Source organism: Parafrankia sp. FMc2 (assembly GCF_041008525.1).
In the GTDB taxonomy this organism is placed as follows: domain Bacteria; phylum Actinomycetota; class Actinomycetes; order Frankiales; family Frankiaceae; genus Parafrankia.
Genome location: NZ_JBFLUG010000141.1, coordinates 1 through 17746, shown reverse-complemented (window position 1 = coordinate 17746; position 17746 = coordinate 1). Strand labels below are relative to the sequence as shown.

The following is a 17746-nucleotide window of genomic DNA, read 5'->3' as shown; positions in this document are numbered from 1 at the left end:
CCCGCGAGCCGCGAAAGACGATCATGACCTGGCTGTCCGGGCTGGTCGGGGCAGCCTGGTACCAGCCCGGACAGCCAGGTCATGATCGTCTTTCGCGGCTCGCGGGGGCGTGGGCCTGTGGCATCCTCCCTGGCGTGCTCCCACTGCTGGTGATCGGGCTGATCTCGCTCGCGTCATGGATCTTTCTGGCGCTGTTCCGGGGTTTCTTCTGGCGGACGGACCAGCGGCTGCCCCGCGTCGACGGGTCGCGGCTGCCGGCACAGTGGCCGTCCGTGGTCGCGGTGGTCCCCGCGCGGGACGAGGCCGAGGTTCTGCCGGTGACGCTGCCCTCGCTGCTCGCCCAGGACTACCCCGGCTCGCTGAGCGTCGTCCTGGTGGACGACTCCAGTGCCGACGGCACGGGCGACCTGGCCCGGAGGCTGGCCGCGCAGGTCGCGTCGGCCCGGCCGGGGCAGGCCGTGCCACTGACGGTCATCGGCTCCAGCGCACCGCCCGCCGGCTGGACCGGCAAGCTCTGGGCGTTGCGCCACGGCATCGCCGCGGCGGGTCCGGCGGACTTCCTGCTGCTCACCGATGCCGACATCGCGCACGAGCCGGGCTCGGTGCGGGCGCTGGTCTCATCCGCCACCGAGCACCGGCTGGATCTGGTCTCCCAGATGGCCCGGCTGCGGGTCAGTACCGGCTGGGAGCGGCTTATCGTGCCGGCCTTCGTCTACTTCTTCGCGATGCTCTATCCCTTCCGGTGGTCGAACAGTCCGCGGTCCCGGGTGGCGGCCGCCGCTGGTGGGTGCTCGCTCGTGCGCCGGCAGGCGCTGGCCTCGGCCGGGGGGATCGACGCGATCCGAGCCGCGGTGATCGACGACGTGGCGCTGGCCCGGATCGTCAAGAAGCCCGGCGGCCGGACCTGGCTCGGCCTCGCCGATCACGTCGCCAGCTGCCGGCCCTACCCACGCCTGGCGGACCTGTGGGACATGGTCGCGCGGACCGCCTACGCGCAGTTGTTCTGGTCGCCGCTGCTCCTGGCCGGCACCGTGCTCGGCCTCGGTGTGGTCTTTGTGGCGCCCGTGGTGGCGACCGTCGCCGGGGTCGGCACCGGCAACGTCGCGGTGGCCGCCGCCGGCCTTCTCGCCTGGTCGATCATGATCAGTACCTTCACGCCGATGCTGCGGTACTACCGCCAGCCGGTCGGGGTCGCGCTGACGCTGCCGTTCACCGCCGCGCTCTACCTGGCCATGACGATGGACTCCGCCCGCCGACACCGGGCCGGCCGCGGCGCGGCCTGGAAGGGCCGGACCTACGCGGCTCCCGAGGGCCGGCGTTCAGTGGTCGAAGGACAACGCTCCGGCCAGGGCGTCGAGTCGTCGGCGCAGGGTGAGGCCGTCGTTCGCCAGCGCGGACACGAGGACGCCCGGCCCGCGCAGCGGCATGAGGGCGACACCGTCCCCTACCGAGCTGGCGAGCGCATCGAGGCCGGTCAGCGGACCGGCGAGGAGGACTGACCCGACCGCGCGGGCGCCGGCGAGCACGGCTGGTCCGTGCACGCCGGGGACCTCCGGGCCCAGCCGGAGCTCCTGGCGCAGCAACGCCCGCCGCCGACCGGAGCCGGCACCGGTGTTCCCGCTGCCGGCTCCGGTCGGGTCGGCCGAGGTGTCCGCGTCTGCCGAGGTGTCCGCGTCTGCCGAGGGCTCCGCATCGGCTGAGGGCTCCGCGTCGACCGAGACCTCCGCATCGACCGAGGCCTCAACGTCGACGTGGAGCGAGGTCGTCAGGCTGCCGCCGGGCTCGCCGAAGCGGCCCAGCAGGATCTCCTCGCGGTAGCGCAGCCGTGCACCCGCTGCGAGCGTGATCCGTGAGATCAGGCGGTGCCGGGCGCCGCGGGCGACGATCGTCGGCTCCGGCAGGAAGGCCAGCTCGCCGCCCGCCCCGACCTCGGCCCGCACAGTGAAGGTGGACGGCCCGGCGCCCCGCCCGGGCAGCGCCACGGTCGCCGCGACCGAGCCCACCACGAGGACGGCGCCCGCGCCCACAGCGATGTCGAGGCGCAGATCATCCCCGGCGAGCGGGCCGCCGGCGCCGCCGACGAGGTGGACCTCCACGACCTTCCCGGACCCGCCGGTGCGTCTGATCAGGACCGGGGTGGCTGATCGGAGGTCGGTGACCCGTGCGGTGCCGCCACCGTCCAGCGCGACCCGCAGCCCCGCCCGCGCCCGCACCGAGGCACGTGCTGCTGGAGCCGGGCCCGCGGGTGGCGCTGTGGGCGGCGCTGTGTCGGTCGGTCGCGCGGAGCTGCCGGATGGCCGGGCGCCGACGTCATGGGCGTGCGGGGCAGGGCCCGGAACCATCGCGGAGCGGCTGCCGGTCAGACCGGACTGACCGGTGCCGGCAGTTGGGCGAGCACCCAGTCGGCCACCGCCGCCGCGCCGCCCTCGGAACGCAGGTCGGTGAACAGGACCGGCCGCCCCGCCTGGCCGCCCCGCATGGCCGCGGCGTCCCGCGCCATCACAGCCAGGTCGGCGCCGACCATCGGCGCGAGGTCGGTCTTGTTGACGACCAGCAGATCGCTGCTGGCGACGCCGGGCCCGCCCTTGCGGGGGACCTTGTCGCCGCCCGCCACGTCGATGACGAAGATCTGCCGGTCGATCAGGCCGTAGCTGAAGGTCGCGGTGAGGTTGTCGCCGCCGCTCTCGACCAGGATGATGTCGAGCCGCCCCAGCTCGGCCTCCAGGTCCTCGACGGCGTCGAGGTTGGCGGTGATGTCGTCCCGGATCGCGGTGTGCGGGCAGCATCCCGTCTCGACGGCACGGATCCGGGCCGGGTCGAGGACTCCGGCGGCGCGCAGGAAGTCGGCATCCTCGGTCGTGTAGATGTCGTTTGTCACGACGGCGAGCCGGACCCGCCCGGCCAGGGCGCGGCACAGCGCGGCGACCAGGGCGGTCTTGCCGCTGCCGACCGGCCCGCCGACGCCGACGCGCAGCGCGCGGCCGGTCGGCGCCCCTGCGGCCGGCCGGCCCGGGGGGCTCTGCCAGCGGGGAGCCTCCGCCGCGCCGCCACCGCCCGAGGCCGCCGCACCACCGCCACCGCCGGCCAGCGCGCCGTTGCGCGCCGGGCCGCCGCCCAGGTGGACCTGATCGTGATCAATGTGCACTGATCGCTCCTCATCTCCGCCCGCCGCGGTGAGCGTAACTCCGGGCACCGACATGTCCGCCTCCTGCCGGCCTGCCGGGTGGGTCGACGGCCGCACCGTGATCCCGTCAGGAGGTGAACATGCGGACCTGGGCCGTGCGGTGCCGTTCGGCGAGCAGGTCCAGGTGCGGCGCGCTGCCGGCGGGAAGGTCGGCGGCAGGACCGAGCGCCGCAGCGTCCGCCGCGGCGGCGGTGCGGTCCACCGCGGCCGCGATCTCGGCCAGCACACCGGTGACCGCCAGCGGGTCGAGACCGAGCAGTCGGACGGCGGCAGCCGCGGGACCGTTGACCGAGGCGTGCGCGGCCGCGAGAGCGCCGTCGCGCGGCTCGAGCCCGGCGGCGGCGGCCACCACGCCGAGTGCCACGCAGTGGTGCGGAGCGGCCGGCACCGAGGGCGGCACCGGCCAGGCCACCCGTGCCACCCGCATCAGCGCCCGGCCCTGTGCCCGGCTCGCGTCCCGCTGGGCCGGGGAGGGCGTGCGGGCGTCGACCTCCGCGTCGAACACCGCGAGAACATCCGGCAGCCGGGTCGCCTGGTCTGCGTCCGCGGCGGTCGCGTGCACCACCCGGCAGACGGCGGCCGCGAAGGCGGCGGCGAGCAGCCCCGCGGTCGCCAGCCGGCCGCGCAGGAACTCGGCCAGACTGTCGAGCCCGGTGATGGCACCACTGACGACCGCCGCCTCCACCCCACCGGAGTGCGCGTGCCCGCCGGCGGGCAGTCGGCCGTCCGCCAGGAGCAACAACGCGGCTCGAGCCTCCACGTGACCTGGCGTTTCTACCGCATCCATCCACCCATCCTTTCTCACCGCCCGGGTCCCGCCGAGGACGGGCCCCGCCCCCGCCGGGGTGCGGTCCCGGTCGCATCAGCGATATGGCGGAAACGGTCGGCATCTGGCTGTGGCACTGTCGACGCGCGTTGCCGGTCCGAGTAGAAGGCGGTTTACCGTGCGCGATTCCGGGTGGTCTCCCAGGCTGGTGGGCGGGCGTGGGCGGGTCGCTCTGGCCCTGGTGTCGGTGCTGGCGTTCTCCTCCGGCCTGGCGGCCTGTTCGGACAACCGCCCCCCGAAGCCGACCTGCCGTGCCGGCTATGTGGCCGACTGGGATGACGACGACAACGAATGGGAGTGCGAGCGGAGGAGGTCCGGCTCGGACAGCTCGTCCCGTACCCGGCGGCACTGAGCATCACCGAGCACGAGCGGCATCACCGAAGATCAGCGGCCAGGTGCCCGCGGCCGGCGGCCGCGGCGGGCTGGGCCCCGCCGCGGATCGTGAGCGGGGAGTGCTGCGTCGTGCGGTGCGGCCCGGTGTAACACTGCTTTTCTAGGCTGTGCGGGGCGCGCTGAGACCGGGCGCCGAGGCACTGCTGGAGGCAGAGATGGCATTGTCCGTGGTCACACCGTTCGCCGAACCGGGGGTGTTCCGGCCGGGCGTCGACCCCGGCCCCGGCCCCGCCGCCGGCGTGGCCCTGGACCTCGACGAGATCGAGGCCTTCTACCGGCGGTACGGCTTCGTGGTCCTCCGTGACCTGCTCGGGGAGGACCTGGTCGGCCGGCTGGAGCGGGAGTGCGCGGCCGCCCAGGCGGGGGTCCTCGGAGGTGAGCTGCCGGCCCGCTACGGCTCGACCCAGTACCTCGACACCCGGTACCTCGACGACGCGGAGAAGGCCGGCGGTTTCGTCAACTACGTCGAGCACATCGAGGAGCTCGCGCCCGCCGTGCCGGAGACGACCGGCCACCCGGCGGTGATCGCGGTGGTGCGCCGCCTCATCGGCGACCGGGCCTGGCTCAGCGGCGAGGACAAGACCGGCATCGTCTACCAGGACGCCCGGCCAGGCCGCGAATCGGGCTACACCCGCATCGGCTGGCACACCGACTGGCAGGGAATGCCCAGCCTGGACGTCTGGCCCGGGCTGGCGTTCACCGTCCACATCGACCCCACCAGCCCGGCGAACGGTTTTCTGCGCCTCGTCCCCGGCAGCCACCTGTGGGCGACACCGGCGCCGTACCGCAACGTCAACGGGGTGCGGGTCCCGGACGACGCCCGTCCCGCCGGCGGGTACACCGACGCGGCGCCGCCGTTCGAGATGCCCCTGGGGTTCGAGCGGGTGCCCGGTGAGGTCGTCCTCTACGCCGAGCGTGGGGACCTCCTGCTGCACGACGGTTACCTGTGGCACTCGGCCGCGCGGGCGACCGATGACACCGCGGTGCGCCGGCACGTGCGCGGGTCGTTCTTCGGGGGGGACGAGTCGTCCTACCGCAGGCAGTTCATCAAAAACGCCGCACGCTGATGCCGGGGGCGGGCAGCTGGCGGCGGGCCAGGTAGCGCTCGCGCAGGTGGTGGATGTCCTCCGCGGGCAGCTCCACCCCGGCGGGCACCAGCAGATAGGCGTGCGGGGCGATCCGCTCGATGTGCCCGGAAAGGGCGTAGACAGCGCCGGCCGCGAAGTCCAGGAACCGGCGCTCCAATGTCTCGCCGCCGTGGTCGAGGTCGACCAGCATGGGAATCCCGTCGCAGAGCCGGTCGACCGGCTGGCGGAACTCGTCGTAGGTCGTCGGAGCGACGGCCGGGACGGTGGCCCGGGCCCGGGCTTTTCGGGGCATGGTCGGGTCCATCGGAGCGCCTCTCGTGAGCCGGGCCATGGCGAACGCCCATGATTTCTGACAGAAGGGGCGTCCGGACAGCGACACGCCGGAGCGGGACCACTACCGGCAGCGTCTGGTCCCACCCGGCGCGACAGCGGTGGGACGAGCCGTCCGGCCGCGAGGAGCTCAGAACAGGAAATACCGCTGCGCCATCGGGAGCTCGGTGGCCGGCTCCGGCTCGATCACCTCGCCGTCGACGCGGACGGTGAACGTGTCCGGCTCGACCTCGATCCGCGGCGTCGCCGTGTTCTCGGGCAGGTCGGCCTTGCCGCGCCGCCGCACGTCGGCGGTGGCGACCATCGGCTTGGCCAGGCCGAGCCGGGCGTCGAGGCCGTCCTCCAGCGCCGCCGGAGCGACGAACATCAGCGAACCGGCCGCGGCCGGCCCCGGCGCCGCGCCGAACATCGGGCGGGGCAGCACCGGCTGCGGGGTCGGGATCGACGCGTTCGCGTCGCCCATCGCCGCCCAGGTGATGAACCCGCCCTTGATGACCAGTGACGGCCGCACCCCGAAGAACGCCGGGTCGTAGAGCACCAGGTCGGCGAGCTTGCCCGGCTCGACCGAGCCGATCTCGGCGTCCAGGCCGTGCGCCACCGCCGGGCAGATCGTGTACTTCGCGACGTAGCGCCGGGCCCGGTTGTTGTCGGCGGCGCCGTCACCGGGCAGCGGGCCGCGGCGGCGCTTCATCACGTGCGCCGTCTGCCAGGTGCGGGTGACGACCTCGCCGATCCGCCCCATCGCCTGCGAGTCCGAGCCGATCATCGAGATCGCGCCCAGGTCGTGCAGGACGTCCTCCGCGGCGATCGTGGACGGGCGGATCCGGCTCTCGGCGAACGCGAGGTCCTCGGGCACCGCCGGGTTCAGGTGGTGGCAGACCATCAGCATGTCGAGATGCTCGTCGAGGGTGTTCACCGTGTGCGGGCGGGTCGGGTTCGTCGACGAGGGCAGGATGTTGGGGCGCGAGGCGACCGTGATGATGTCCGGCGCGTGCCCGCCGCCGGCCCCCTCTGTGTGGTAGGCGTGGATGGCCCGGCCGGCGATGGCGGCGAGCGTGTCCTCGACGAACCCGGCCTCGTTGAGGGTGTCCGAGTGCAGCGCGACCTGGACGCCGGCCGCGTCCGCGACGCGCAGGCAGGCGTCGATGGCCGCCGGGGTGGTGCCCCAGTCCTCGTGCAGCTTGAAGCCGGCGGCGCCGGCCCGCAGCTGCTCCCACATCGCCTCGTCGCTGACCGTGTTGCCCTTGCCGAGCAGGGCCACGTTGACCGGCCAGCCGTCCATCGACGACATCATCCGGGCCAGATTCCACGGCGACGCGGTCACCGTGGTCGCCTTCGTGCCCTCCGCCGGCCCGGTGCCGCCGCCGATGAGGGTGGTGATGCCGGCGCCGAGTGCCTCGGGGACCTGCTGCGGGCAGATGAAGTGCACGTGGGTGTCGATCGCGCCGGCAGTGAGGATCTTCCCGTTACCGGCGATGATCTCGGTACTGGGCCCGATCACCAGATCCGGGTGGACGCCGTCCATGATGTCGGGGTTGCCGGCCTTGCCGAGGGCGGCGATGCGGCCGTCGCGGATGCCGACATCCGCCTTCACCACACCCCAGTGGTCCAGGATGATCGCCCCGGTGATCACCACGTCGGGTGCGCCCTGGGCCCGGGTGGCGCGGGCCTGGCCCATCGACTCGCGAATGACCTTGCCGCCGCCGAACACCGCCTCGTCGCCGGTCCCCGCGTGGCCGGGGCCGCGGCTGAGATCCTCGGTCACCTCGATGAACAGGTCGGTGTCGGCCAGGCGCACCCGGTCGCCGACGGTCGGGCCGTACAACGTGGCGTAACGGGAGCGGGTCAGCTCGCTCACGGGCGCTCCGTCCTCGTGTCGCCGCTGTCTGCCCTCGTGCCACCGCTGTCTGCGCCCGGCCGGTCGAGCGGGCCGGCCCACTCCGGGCGCAGGCCGGGCACCACCCGGGCCCCGGCCAGCGCCACCAGCTCGACCTCGCGCTCGGCACCCGGCTCGAACCGCACCGCGGTGCCCGCGGGGACAGCCAGCCGGTGCCCCCAGGCGGCCTCCCGGTCGAAGTCGAGAGCCGGGTTCGCCGCCGCGAAGTGGTAGTGCGACCCGACCTGGACGGGCCGGTCACCGGTGTTGCGCACCACCAGGGTGCGGACCGGCCGCCCCGGGTTCAGCGCGACCGCCCCGGCGGCGGTGACCACCTCGCCGGGAATCACGGAATCGGCTCGTGGACGGTGACCAGTTTCGTGCCGTCCGGGAAGGTCGCCTCGACCTGCACCTCGGCCAGCATCTCCGGGACGCCGTCCATCACGTCCTCGCGGCTCAGAACCGTGCGCCCGGCGGCCATGAGATCGGCGACGGTTCGGCCGTCCCGCGCACCTTCCAGCAGGTAGGAGGTGATCAGGGCCGTGGCTTCGGGATAGTTGAGGCGCAGGCCCCGTGCTCGGCGCTCCCGGGCCAGGCCGGCGGCCACGTGGATGAGCAGGCGTTCCTGTTCATGCGGGCTGAGCAGCACGAGCGCGGAGCCTACACCCACTCTCCGTCAGGCCCACCGCCAGCCACGTGACGCACCGGCGGCCCGCCCGGCCGCGTGCTGCCGGCGATGGCCCGTGGGTGGGTGGCCCGTCGGTGCCTTTCTCGTCCGGAATACCGCCGCCGGCGACTCCCCTTCCCCCGTGCCGAGACCCTCCGCGCCGAGACCCTCCGTGCCGCGGCCGTCGGCGGACCTGGTTACTGGTAATTCACCTGGCGGCGACGGGGGCGACACCACTGCTTTCTAGCGTCCGTGGAGCTGTTCGGAAAGATCTCGCTCTGGCTGAGGCGGAGCAGGTTCTGGAAAACAAGGGCCGGAACGAGCTGGTCCTGACCGCGCACACTCGGGCGAACGGCCTGTTCACGATCATCGGCGAGCTGATAGAGGAGAACATCAGGACGCTCGGGATCGCCGGCGTCCACATCACGGCCGAGGAGCTGTTCGACCTGTCCCTCATCAACGAGGCCCACGAGGCGAGGCCGGATCTCCTATGACGACATCGGCCACGCCGGTAGCGGGCCGCGATCTCGGCGCCGTCGCTGCCCCTGCCCCCGCCTCCGCGCAGACGCCCGACGGGTCGGGAGTGAGCGTGGCCGGGCTCCGCAAGGAGTTCCGCCTGCGCCGCGGACGGGTCGTCGCCCTCGACGACGTCACCCTGTCGACACCCGAGGGCTCGTTCCTCGGCCTGATCGGGCCGGCGGGCTGCGGCAAGTCCACCCTGCTGCGCATCCTGGCGGACCTGGAGGCGCCGACGTCCGGTCGCGTGCTCGTGCACGGCGAAGCGCCCTCGGTCGCCCGGCGCGCGCATCACCTGGGCCTCGCGTTCCAGGACGCGGCCCTGCTGCCGTGGCGGTCGGTCGAGGCGAACATCCGGCTGCCGCTGGAGGTCGGCGGCATGACGGTTGAGCGCAGAGCGATCAGTGATCTGATCGCGCTTGTCGGACTGACCGGGTTCGAGCGTGCCCGGCCCGCGCAGCTCTCCGGCGGGCTGCGGCAGCGGGTGGCGATCGCCCGCGCCCTCGTCGTCGAACCGAAGATGCTGCTGCTGGACGAACCGTTCGGCGCGCTGGACGACATGACCCGCCAGCGGCTGAACTTCGAGCTGCTGCGGATCTGGCGCGAGCGGGCGACCACCACCGTCCTGGTGACCCACTCGATCCCCGAGGCGGTGATCTTCTCCGACACGGTGGCGGTGATGAGCGCCCGGCCGGGACGGATCACCGCCCGCGTCCCCATCGACCTGCCCCGGCCGCGCACGCCGGAGATGCTGCGCACCGCGCGGTTCCACGAGCTGCACGACCTGCTCTCCACCGTGCTGTTCGCGGGCACGGGGCCCGTCGAACCGGCCCCCGCCGGGCGGAGGGCGCCGGGATGACCGACCCGAGTGCCACGCCCACCTCACCCGCCTCCTGGGTGTCGGTGTCGGTGCCGGGCGCGGCCACCGAGCCGCTGCCCACCGTCGCCGTCGCCGTCGCGGCCTCGACCGTCGCGGCCTCCACCGCCGCTGTGTCCGGTTCCGCCGCTGCCACGGCCACCGCGCCCCGTGCGTTCCGTGCGTCCGCGGCCGCCCGCCGGCCGGTCCGGGCGAGACGGGCGCGGCCGACCTGGACCGGTGGGGTGACGGGGGTCGTCGGGCTGGTCGCCGTCTGGTGGCTGCTCGCGGTCACCCTGCTCGAACGCGGCGGTGTCGTTCCCACCCCGTGGGAGGTGGCCCGGGCGCTCTGGGACGACCACGAGCTGCTGTGGCACTCGGCGCGGGCGACGGTGTCGACCGCCGCACAGGGCTGGCTCATCGGTAACGGCCTGGCGATCGGCCTCGCAGTCGTGTGCTTCGGCGTCCCCGTCGTCGAGCGGGCACTCCTGCGGATCGGGGTCGCCTCGTCCTGTCTGCCGATCCTCGCGGTCGGCCTGATCCTGACCACCGTCCTCGACGGCAGCACCCCGCAGAAGGCCCTGGCCGGGATCTCGGTGTTCTCCACCACCCTTGTCGGGACCCTGCTCGGCCTGCGAGCACCTGACCAGGCGACGCTGGACGTCGTCCGGGCCAGCGGCGGCGGCGTCCTCGCCCGGATGCGGTTCGTCCGGCTGCGTGCCGCGTTGCCGAGCACATTCGCCGCGCTGCAGATCGCCGCCCCGGCCGCCATCCTCGGCGCGATCGTCGGGGAGTTCCTCGGTGCTGACCGGGGGCCCGGTGCCGACCTGGGGCCCGGTGCCGACCTGGGGCTCGGCGCCAACCGAGGGCTCGGCATCGCCATGGTGCAGGCCGAGCAGGCCCTGGAGGTTCCCCGTACCTGGGCGCTCGCCCTCGTCGCATCAGCTGCCGCAGGCCTCGGTTACGCCGTGATCGGGTTCCTCGCGCGGCTGCTCGTGCCCTCGGCACCCCAGCGGCAACCTGGACGGCGTCCGATGAGCCACGCCGGCGCCCGCGTCGACCGCGGCCATCCGCCGGCCGGGGCGGTCGCCACCCGGATCGGGCGGGTGCTGCTGTCGGTGGTCGCCTCCACCGCGGTGATCGTCGGCCTCTGGTACGCCCTCATCGAGGCCTTCGAGCCGAACAGGCTGGTCGCGAAGGATCCACAGGCAGTCTGGCAGTACCTGTTCTCCGAGCCGGACGCCGCCGAGAACCGGGATCTGATCCTCGCCGGCCTGTGGCGCACCCTCGGCGACGCGGCCCTCGGCTACACCGCCGGAACGGTCGCCGCGCTCGGTGTCGCCGTCGCCTTCGTGCTGAGCCGCCCGGTGGAACAGGCCCTGATGCCGGTGGCGATGATGCTGCGGCCGGTGCCACTGGTCGCGATCACCCCGCTGCTCATCCTCGTCTTCGGGCGCGGCCCGCTGGCTGTCTCCGTGATCGCGGGCATCGTCGTGTTCTTCCCGTCCCTGGTGAACCTGGTCGTCGGGCTGCGGTCGGCACCGTCCGCGGCCGCCGATCTGGTGATCGCCCACGGCGGGGGGCCGTTCACGGTGCTGCGCAGGGTCGCGCTGCCCAGCGCGCTGCCAGCCCTGTTCGTCTCCGCCCGGACCGCGGTGCCGGGCGCGGTGGTCGGGGCGCTGCTCGCCGAGTGGCTGGCAACCGGCGCGGGCCTCGGTCACCTCATGCGACGTGCGCAGCAGACCTTCGACCACGGCGCGGTGTGGGCCTCAGCGGTCGTGATCACCGTGGCGAGCGTGGCGATCTATGCGGTGATCGGGTTGGTGGAGGCGATCGTCCTTGCCCGCTCTGGCCCGGCGCCGTCCCGGCGCGGCTGAACCGAACCGCGAAGGAGGACGGTGTACCCGCGAGCCGCATTCCAACGGCAGTCACCTGAGGCGACCGGACGCCGGCCTTTTCGGTCACCTGCTGTGATGTGGCGGACGTGGCACTGCTTGCTTTTGGACACCTGCCTACGCGAAGTCCGGTTCTCGTACGAGAATGCGGAAATACAGCAGTGCGTCAGAACGTGCCTGGGCGGTGGCGTCACGGCGTGGTCAGGGTCGACCCGTCACAACGAAGGCTCAGCGCGTGAATGTGTGACCGGGTGGCCGGCGGGGTCGACACCGGTGAGTTCCGGAGGACGTCATGACCGCTGAGCGGGACGTCGACCCCACGGTCGACGCCTTCTACTCCAGCGCGGCGCCCGTCGGCGCGGCACCCGCGAGCGTTGTCTCCGGTGGCCTGGCGCCCGGGTCTTCCGCACCGCTGACCGCCTCCACGCCGGTCACCGCCCCCACGCCGGTCACCGCCCCCACGTCGGTGGCCGTGCCCGCACCCGCCACGGTGCCGGTGGCGGCCCCCACGGTGGGGCGTGGGCGGTCGCCGTCCGGGCCGCTGCGCGGGCTGCCACCGCTTGCGGCCCCCGCGGCGCCCCGGGGCCCTGCCCGCCGCCGTGCCGTGCCCAGGGAGGGGCGTTCCGGAGGCACCGGCGCGGGCCGCCCACACCGCCCGGGACCGGCGGCGGCGCCGGGCGCCGACATGCTCGCTCCCACCCCGGCGGAGATCGATCGCCTGCGGAGCATCGCGATGGGGCAGGCGGACGCGGACTTCGCCATCCGTGGCGGCGTCGTGCTCGTCGTCCAGACCGGTGAGCTGCTGCGGCGCGACGTGCTCATCGCCGGCCGGTACATCGCCGCGGTGACCCGGCCGGGGCTGGTCGGCGCCCGCCGGAGCCTCGACGCGGCCGGCCGGTTCGTCCTGCCGGCCTATGTGGACGCCCGCACCTCGGTGGAGCGAACCCTCCTCACGCCGGGCGAGCTGGCCCGGCTGGTCGTCCCCCGCGGGACGGTGACGGTGCTGACCGACCCGGCCCAGATCGAGCAGATCTACGGCCCGCAGGGCCGGACGCTGGTCCTGCGCACCGAGACTCCCGTCCGGGTGCTGCCCCGCGAGCCCGGCGTGCCTTTCGACCTCCCCCCGGGCCTCCCGCTGGACGTTCCGCTGGCCGGGACGGCTCCGGAGATCGGCATCGAAGGACTGACGGTGTCGCAGGCCGTGCCACGGCAGTCCGGCCCCTCCGACCTCTCCGGCCCGTCGCCGGAAGTACCCGGCCCACCGACTCTGCCCGCCGCTCTGCTCCCGGGGCAGCATCTCCCCGATGCCCACCCGGATGCCGGGGCGTCCCCGCAGGACGGCGGGATCGTCTTCACCCATCTCGACGACCAGGTCCGGGAGGCGATCCGGGCCGGCGGCAACGTGGCGGACGCCGTCCGGGCCGCCACCCTGGCCCCGGCGCGCGCCTTCGGGCTGGACCAGGTGCTCGGCCTGGTCGCCCCCGCCCGCCTCGCCGACCTGCAGATCGTGCGGGACCTGACCGCGAGCGTCCCGCCGGATGTGGTCATCGCCGGCGGTCGGATCGCCGCCGAGCGCGGCCGGGCCCTGTTCGACAACCTCGACGAGACACCGCGGTGGTCGCAGGCGTCCGTGCGGCTGCCGGCGGGGCTCTACACCGGGTCCTTCACGTCACCGTGCATGCACTGGGGCGGCCGGCGGGACACCCAGCTCGGCATCGTCGACGTCACCGCCGTGGAGGCCGCCGGCGAACGGCCGCTGATCACCCGCACCCGGGTCGAACCGACCCTGCGCGACGGCATCGTGGTCACGGATCCGTCCCGTGACCTGCTCAAGACCGCGGTGCTCGACCGCAGCGGGCGCGCCGACCGGGTGCGGGTCGGCATGATCCGCGGGATCGGGCTTGTCCGGGGCGCGATCGGGGCGACCGCCGTGTCCGCCGCCGGCGACATGGTGATCGTCGGCGCCGGCGACGCGGACATGCTCACCGCCGCCCGCGCGCTGGAGGGCATGGGCGGCGGTTTCGTGGTCGTCGAACGCGGCTGGGTGCTGGCGGCCTGCCCGCTGCCCGTGGCGGGCCTGATGAGCGACGCGCCCTGGGAAGCGGTGCTCGGCCAGCTGGCCGCGGTCGAGAACGCGGCACGCGAGCTCGGCTGCCGCCTCGCCGCCCCGATGCGCACGATCTCCCAGCTTGGTCGGGAGCTGTACGTCCGCCCCTGAGGGCCGCGCCCGGGGCCGGGCAGGTCGAGGATGGCCGCAGCCAGGCCTCGCGGCCGCTCGTGGCAGGGTCAGCCCGGTGAGGCGGCGCGGGGCTCCGGGTCGGGTGCCTGCGGCTCCCGATCCGCCGGGCCTCGGCCGGGGCGTGGGACCGGCGGCGCGGGTCTGGCCCGCAGCTGGGCGGTGGCCTCGCGCAGCGCGCGCCGCACCTGGGCCGAGGGGAGCCAGACCCGGGTGCCGCGGTCGCCGCCGATCTCCATCAGGCCGCGGGCGAGCATGCCGGACAGGTGCTGGCGGGCCCGGTCCTTGTCGCAGCCGAACAGGGTGGCGACCTCCGCGGTCCGCAGCGCGCGGTCGCGCAGCGCGGTGCTCAGCACGATCAGGTCGGGCAGCTCCAGCGGGCTCCCCGCGGCCGCCCGGCCGAGGGCGAACAGCGCGAAGGTGAGATCCGCGGGCTGGGTGGGCAACACGGCGACCACACCGTCCGCCGTCGAACGTCGCAGGTCCGGCGCTGCCAGCCCGGAGCGGAGCTGGGCGGCGTGCGCCCGGCGGATTCCCCGCCCGGACCGGTCGGTGATCCCGGCGCGGCGGAACGCGTCCGCCAGCAGCGGGCTGCGCGGCACGGGTGGCGGCGAGAGCAGCCCCGGCGCGGCCGTGCGGCTCGCCGGCGGATCGCCGGGGGAGCCCGAGCCCGCGAAGCCGCCCGGGCTGGAGATCTCGATGCCCTCGCTGGTCCACTGCACGTGGACGGCCCCGGTGACCCCGTAGTCGCGGTGGACGAGGGCGTTCGCGAGCAGCTCGCGGAAGGCCTGCTCGGAGTAGGCGGGCACGCCCGTGCGGACCAGCTCGTAGCGGATCTCCCGCTCCGGGTTGCGCGCACGGAACCGGGCCAGCAGCTCCTCGGCGAGCCGGAGCAGCGGCCAGTGGAAGAAGTCGTTCATCTCCGTGCCGGGATCGCCCGTCTCCGGACCGATGACCTGGATCGCGGCCTCGTGGTTCGGGACATGCCGGCGCAGGGCCTCCGGACGCCCGAACAGCAGCACCGCACCGGCGAGGATGCGCGTGTGCCCGGCCTCGGTCACGACCACGCCCAGCGAGCGGGCGATCTCCTCGTCCGACATGGCCGCGAGCGTGCTGTCGCCGCGGCCGCCGGTGGCCCCGACGAGCCGGCGGAGCCGGTCGAACTCGCGCGGGTCGAGATCCTGGAGGTCGGCGGACGTCCGGCGCGCCATCAGGTCGGCGCTGTGCGGCGGCTCCGCCGCCGGGCCTCCTGGCCCCGTCACTGCCGGTGAACCGGCGAACGCGCAGGCATGAGGCGGAACGGGTGCCCCGAGGGGGAGATCCCTCCGCGGAAGCGTGTTGTCGGCCTCTGCCGCCAGCTCGGCGCTGTCGCGCACCAGGCACCACCTTCCGGACCGCCCGCCCCTGGTCGGGTCACCCGGTTGCATGGCCAGACCACCCGGATCACATGGTAGATCCCGGGTCCGCGCGGACGGGGCGGGTTCGGTGTCGGATATCCGCTGCGGGCGTGAGACGGGCCGCGGCGGAGCGCATGACCAGGGCGGCGAGCACCCGCCGCAGCGCCACGCCCGCGGCGTCCGCGCGGATGCTCACCTCCTCGGGCGCCGCCCCGCCGCCGGGAGACGGGCCGCCGTCGGGAGTGGGGCTGCGATCGAGCCCGCCATCGAGCCCGGGGGCGAGCCCGTCGTCGAGCCCGCCGGCGGTGTGCAGCGGCAGGCCGTCGAGGGTGAACTGTTCCTGCAGCGCGAGGTCCTCGTCGAGTACCGCCTGCTCGAAGCGTGCGGCCTCGGCCAGCCGGGTGGGATCACCGCCGAGGTCGTCCCGCATGATCCGGGTGTACACGGCCGTCGCGTCGACGTCCTCCGGCTGCAGGCAGAAGAGGATCGTGTTGGTCATGCCAGCGGCGGGGTAGTCGAGCCGCAGCCGCAGCATGAACGGCGGCCGGTAGACGTACGTCGAGACCCGGCGCTGGACGAGCGGGCGCAGCCCCGCCGCCACGCCGGGGTCCTCCGGGTTCGCGACCTCCTGCTCCAGGCGGACGGCGAAACCGGCGCCGTCCGCCTGCACGCGGTACGGCCCGATGACGGCGCCCTCCCCGGCGCCGATGGTGGCGGCGTGGACGAACGGCAGGTGCGCGGCGTCGAGGAAGTTGTCGGCGAGCAGCCCGGCGCAGGCCGTCGTGCGTGTGGTGGGGAGCCAGGCGCTGTCGAAGCCGGGCTCGTCCGCCTCGGGCAGCTCGACGATGTCGGAGCACGGCTCCTCCGGCGCCAGCCACACCAGGCCGTGGCGCTCGGCGACCCCCCAGGGAGTGACGGCCCGGGCCCGCCGCGGAGTGGGCACCCCCGGCCCGAGCGCGGGCACCGCGGTGCACTCCCCAGAGGCCGCGAACCGCCAGCCGTGGTAGCCGCAGACGAGCTCGCCGCCGTCCACCCGGCCCGCCGACAGCGGGGCGAGGCGGTGCGGGCACCGGTCCGCGAACGCGGTGAGGCGCCCGTCGAGACGGGCCAGCACCCAGTGCTCGCCGAGCAGGCGAACACCCACCGGCGCGTCGGTGATCCCGGACGAACGCGCGACCGGGTGCCAGCCGTGCCGCAGTGCCGGATCGACGTTCGTCAGGCGACCGGTCAACACGTTCCCCTTCCTGCCCTTTCATCACCGAAACGATTCTGTGTTTCCGAAAGGCATCCATCATGTAACGCCGGGCCATTGTCCATGGTGATGTGCCGGTGGTGATGCGGGCCGTCCGCCCGGCGCGGCTCAGCTCGCTTTCTTTCGGCCGCGGCCGCGCGGTTCTCGGCCGGCTGCGGGTTGAACACCGCCGTAACGTCGCGCCACTATCGTCGGCTCCATGACGACGCCCGGTGGTCCGTCGACCGTTCTGCACCGGCCCGGGACGGTCGGCGAGGCTGTGGCCTCTCTCACCGCCGAGGTGGAGGCCGGCCGGGACGTGCGGTTGCTGGCCGGCGGCACGGACCTCGTCCCCGCGCTGCGCGCCGGGGGCCGCGGGCCGGCGGCGATCGTCGCGCTGCGCCGGGTGCTCGAGCTGCGGGTGCGCGGCGCCAGCGCGGACGCCCTCACCGTCGGTGCCGGTGTCACCTACGCCGACCTGGCGGGCTGGTCGCTCGCGCCGGGCCTGGCGGCCGCCTCCCGGGTCGTCGGTTCGGTGCAGATCCGCAACTGCGGAACCGTCGGTGGCGCGCTCGGCTCCGCCAACCCGCGCGGTGATCTGTTGACGTTCCTCGCCGCCGCCGAGGCGGAGATCCTGCTCGCCTCGGCACGCGGCGCCCGCACGACGGACGTCGACGGCTTCCTGCGGGACGGGCCGGAGCCCGGGGAGCTGGTCACCGCGGTGCGGGTGGCCCGGCCGAGCGGTCCGCAGACCTATCTGAAGATCGGCGGCCGGCAGGCGGCGTTCCCCGCTCTGGTGTCCTGTGCGCTCCTGGTCGACCGGGTGCGCGAGCGGGTCTGCTGCGCCGTCAGCGGCGTGGCCACCGGCCCGTGGCGGGTCGCGGCGGCCGAGCGGCTGGCCGGCGACGAGGTGGACTGGTCGACCGGGACGGCGCCGGTCGCGCTCGCCCGGCGGTTCGGCGAGCTGGCCGCAGGCGGCCTGCGCGCCGCGCCGCCGCTGCCGGAGGACCCGCGGCATCCGGCGGACTACCGTGTCCACGCCGCCGGCGTGCTCGCGGCGCGTGCCTTCGCCCGCTGTCTGGCGGGCGTCCGCAGCGGGGACCCGGCGTGAGGAAGGTGCACCAGTGAGACACCCTCTGTCAACCACGGTTTCAGGCGGCGCGTCCGAGGGCTCGGTTGCGGTTGGCGACGTGCGTGGCCTCGTCGTAGAGCACGCCTTTGGTGAGGCAGTGCCAGAGGATCTCGAGCCAG

General features: G+C 74.4%; 16 protein-coding genes and 1 pseudogene. 7 read left to right on the top strand and 10 right to left on the bottom strand.

Annotation, left to right across the window (positions count from 1 at the left end):
• Nucleotides 1-23 precede the first annotated feature (23 nt).
• Nucleotides 24-1241: pseudogene (locus tag AB1460_RS30095) on the top strand (glycosyltransferase); the annotation flags it as partial.
• A gap of 78 nt (nucleotides 1242-1319) precedes the next feature.
• Here AB1460_RS30095 and AB1460_RS30090 read toward each other — a convergent pair.
• The 3 genes from AB1460_RS30090 to AB1460_RS30080 all read right to left on the bottom strand — a co-directional run bounded on the left by AB1460_RS30090 (nucleotide 1320) and on the right by AB1460_RS30080 (nucleotide 3971).
• Nucleotides 1320-2213 (bottom strand): urease accessory protein UreD, encoded by an 894-nt coding sequence (locus AB1460_RS30090; RefSeq protein WP_368965465.1) that lies wholly within the window; start codon nucleotides 2211-2213, stop codon nucleotides 1320-1322.
• 146 nt (nucleotides 2214-2359) lie between these two features.
• A complete protein-coding gene (ureG, locus tag AB1460_RS30085) occupies nucleotides 2360-3145 on the bottom strand; it encodes an urease accessory protein UreG (protein ID WP_420497414.1) in 786 nt (261 codons plus the stop codon).
• A 106-nt stretch (nucleotides 3146-3251) separates the two neighbouring features.
• Entirely contained in the window at nucleotides 3252-3971 is a 720-nt protein-coding gene (locus tag AB1460_RS30080) for an urease accessory protein UreF (RefSeq protein ID WP_368965464.1), read from the bottom strand.
• A 157-nt stretch (nucleotides 3972-4128) separates the two neighbouring features.
• On the opposite strand from AB1460_RS30080, the gene AB1460_RS30075 reads away from it, so the two are divergent.
• Nucleotides 4129-4362 (top strand): hypothetical protein, encoded by a 234-nt coding sequence (locus AB1460_RS30075; RefSeq protein ID WP_368965463.1) that lies wholly within the window; start codon nucleotides 4129-4131, stop codon nucleotides 4360-4362.
• A 196-nt stretch (nucleotides 4363-4558) separates the two neighbouring features.
• Nucleotides 4559-5470, top strand: coding sequence for a phytanoyl-CoA dioxygenase family protein (locus AB1460_RS30070; protein ID WP_368965462.1), 912 nt, complete (start codon nucleotides 4559-4561; stop codon nucleotides 5468-5470).
• On the opposite strand, the gene sepF is transcribed toward AB1460_RS30070, so the two are convergent.
• The 5 genes from sepF to AB1460_RS30045 all read right to left on the bottom strand — a co-directional run bounded on the left by sepF (nucleotide 5451) and on the right by AB1460_RS30045 (nucleotide 8834).
• Nucleotides 5451-5783, bottom strand: a complete 333-nt coding sequence (gene sepF, locus AB1460_RS30065) for a cell division protein SepF (protein ID WP_368965461.1) — start codon at nucleotides 5781-5783, stop codon at nucleotides 5451-5453. The two genes, AB1460_RS30070 and sepF, sit on opposite strands and share 20 nt — an antisense overlap.
• A gap of 168 nt (nucleotides 5784-5951) precedes the next feature.
• Nucleotides 5952-7679 carry an urease subunit alpha gene (locus AB1460_RS30060; RefSeq protein WP_368965460.1) on the bottom strand — a complete coding sequence of 576 codons (1728 nt, stop codon included), beginning with the start codon at nucleotides 7677-7679 and terminating at the stop codon, nucleotides 5952-5954.
• Nucleotides 7676-8047: an urease subunit beta gene (locus AB1460_RS30055; protein WP_368965459.1), complete on the bottom strand. Its 372-nt coding sequence runs from the start codon at nucleotides 8045-8047 to the stop codon at nucleotides 7676-7678. Before AB1460_RS30055 ends, AB1460_RS30060 begins: the two co-directional genes overlap by 4 nt.
• Nucleotides 8044-8346: an urease subunit gamma gene (locus tag AB1460_RS30050; protein WP_026311474.1), complete on the bottom strand. Its 303-nt coding sequence runs from the start codon at nucleotides 8344-8346 to the stop codon at nucleotides 8044-8046. The genes AB1460_RS30055 and AB1460_RS30050 overlap by 4 nt, the downstream gene beginning before the upstream one ends.
• A 215-nt stretch (nucleotides 8347-8561) precedes the next feature.
• Nucleotides 8562-8834, bottom strand: a complete 273-nt coding sequence (locus AB1460_RS30045; RefSeq protein ID WP_368965458.1) for a hypothetical protein — start codon at nucleotides 8832-8834, stop codon at nucleotides 8562-8564.
• 20 nt (nucleotides 8835-8854) lie between these two features.
• Between AB1460_RS30045 and AB1460_RS30040 the strand changes: the two genes are divergently transcribed.
• The 3 genes from AB1460_RS30040 to AB1460_RS30030 all read left to right on the top strand — a co-directional run bounded on the left by AB1460_RS30040 (nucleotide 8855) and on the right by AB1460_RS30030 (nucleotide 13849).
• Nucleotides 8855-9739, top strand: a complete 885-nt coding sequence (locus tag AB1460_RS30040) for an ABC transporter ATP-binding protein (protein ID WP_368965457.1) — start codon at nucleotides 8855-8857, stop codon at nucleotides 9737-9739.
• The gene (locus AB1460_RS30035; protein WP_368965456.1) at nucleotides 9736-11613 is read left to right on the top strand and encodes an ABC transporter permease; all 1878 of its coding nucleotides are present in this window, start codon (nucleotides 9736-9738) and stop codon (nucleotides 11611-11613) included. Before AB1460_RS30040 ends, AB1460_RS30035 begins: the two co-directional genes overlap by 4 nt.
• Nucleotides 11614-11923: 310 nt before the next feature.
• Entirely contained in the window at nucleotides 11924-13849 is a 1926-nt protein-coding gene (locus AB1460_RS30030; RefSeq protein ID WP_368965455.1) for an adenine deaminase C-terminal domain-containing protein, read from the top strand.
• A 68-nt stretch (nucleotides 13850-13917) separates the two neighbouring features.
• On the opposite strand, the gene AB1460_RS30025 is transcribed toward AB1460_RS30030, so the two are convergent.
• Both AB1460_RS30025 and AB1460_RS30020 read right to left on the bottom strand, forming a co-directional pair.
• Nucleotides 13918-15243 (bottom strand): ATP-binding protein, encoded by a 1326-nt coding sequence (locus AB1460_RS30025; RefSeq protein WP_368965454.1) that lies wholly within the window; start codon nucleotides 15241-15243, stop codon nucleotides 13918-13920.
• A 67-nt stretch (nucleotides 15244-15310) separates the two neighbouring features.
• Entirely contained in the window at nucleotides 15311-16495 is a 1185-nt protein-coding gene (locus AB1460_RS30020) for a Rieske 2Fe-2S domain-containing protein (protein WP_368965466.1), read from the bottom strand.
• A 220-nt stretch (nucleotides 16496-16715) separates the two neighbouring features.
• Here AB1460_RS30020 and AB1460_RS30015 point away from each other — a divergent pair, with 220 nt between their 5' ends.
• Nucleotides 16716-17606 carry an FAD binding domain-containing protein gene (locus tag AB1460_RS30015; RefSeq protein WP_368965453.1) on the top strand — a complete coding sequence of 297 codons (891 nt, stop codon included), beginning with the start codon at nucleotides 16716-16718 and terminating at the stop codon, nucleotides 17604-17606.
• Nucleotides 17607-17746 lie beyond the last annotated feature (140 nt).

Excerpts from the sequence above, each read along its gene's own strand:
- AB1460_RS30030 (WP_368965455.1), top strand. The coding sequence starts at position 11,924 with ATGACCGCTGAGCGGGACGTCGACCCCACGGTCGACGCCTTCTACTCC.
- AB1460_RS30070 (WP_368965462.1), top strand. The coding sequence starts at position 4,559 with ATGGCATTGTCCGTGGTCACACCGTTCGCCGAACCGGGGGTGTTCCGG.
- AB1460_RS30015 (WP_368965453.1), top strand. The coding sequence starts at position 16,716 with ATGACGACGCCCGGTGGTCCGTCGACCGTTCTGCACCGGCCCGGGACG.
- sepF (WP_368965461.1), bottom strand. The coding sequence starts at position 5,783 with ATGCCCCGAAAAGCCCGGGCCCGGGCCACCGTCCCGGCCGTCGCTCCG.
- AB1460_RS30040 (WP_368965457.1), top strand. The coding sequence starts at position 8,855 with ATGACGACATCGGCCACGCCGGTAGCGGGCCGCGATCTCGGCGCCGTC.
- AB1460_RS30035 (WP_368965456.1), top strand. The coding sequence starts at position 9,736 with ATGACCGACCCGAGTGCCACGCCCACCTCACCCGCCTCCTGGGTGTCG.
- AB1460_RS30080 (WP_368965464.1), bottom strand. The coding sequence starts at position 3,971 with ATGGATGCGGTAGAAACGCCAGGTCACGTGGAGGCTCGAGCCGCGTTG.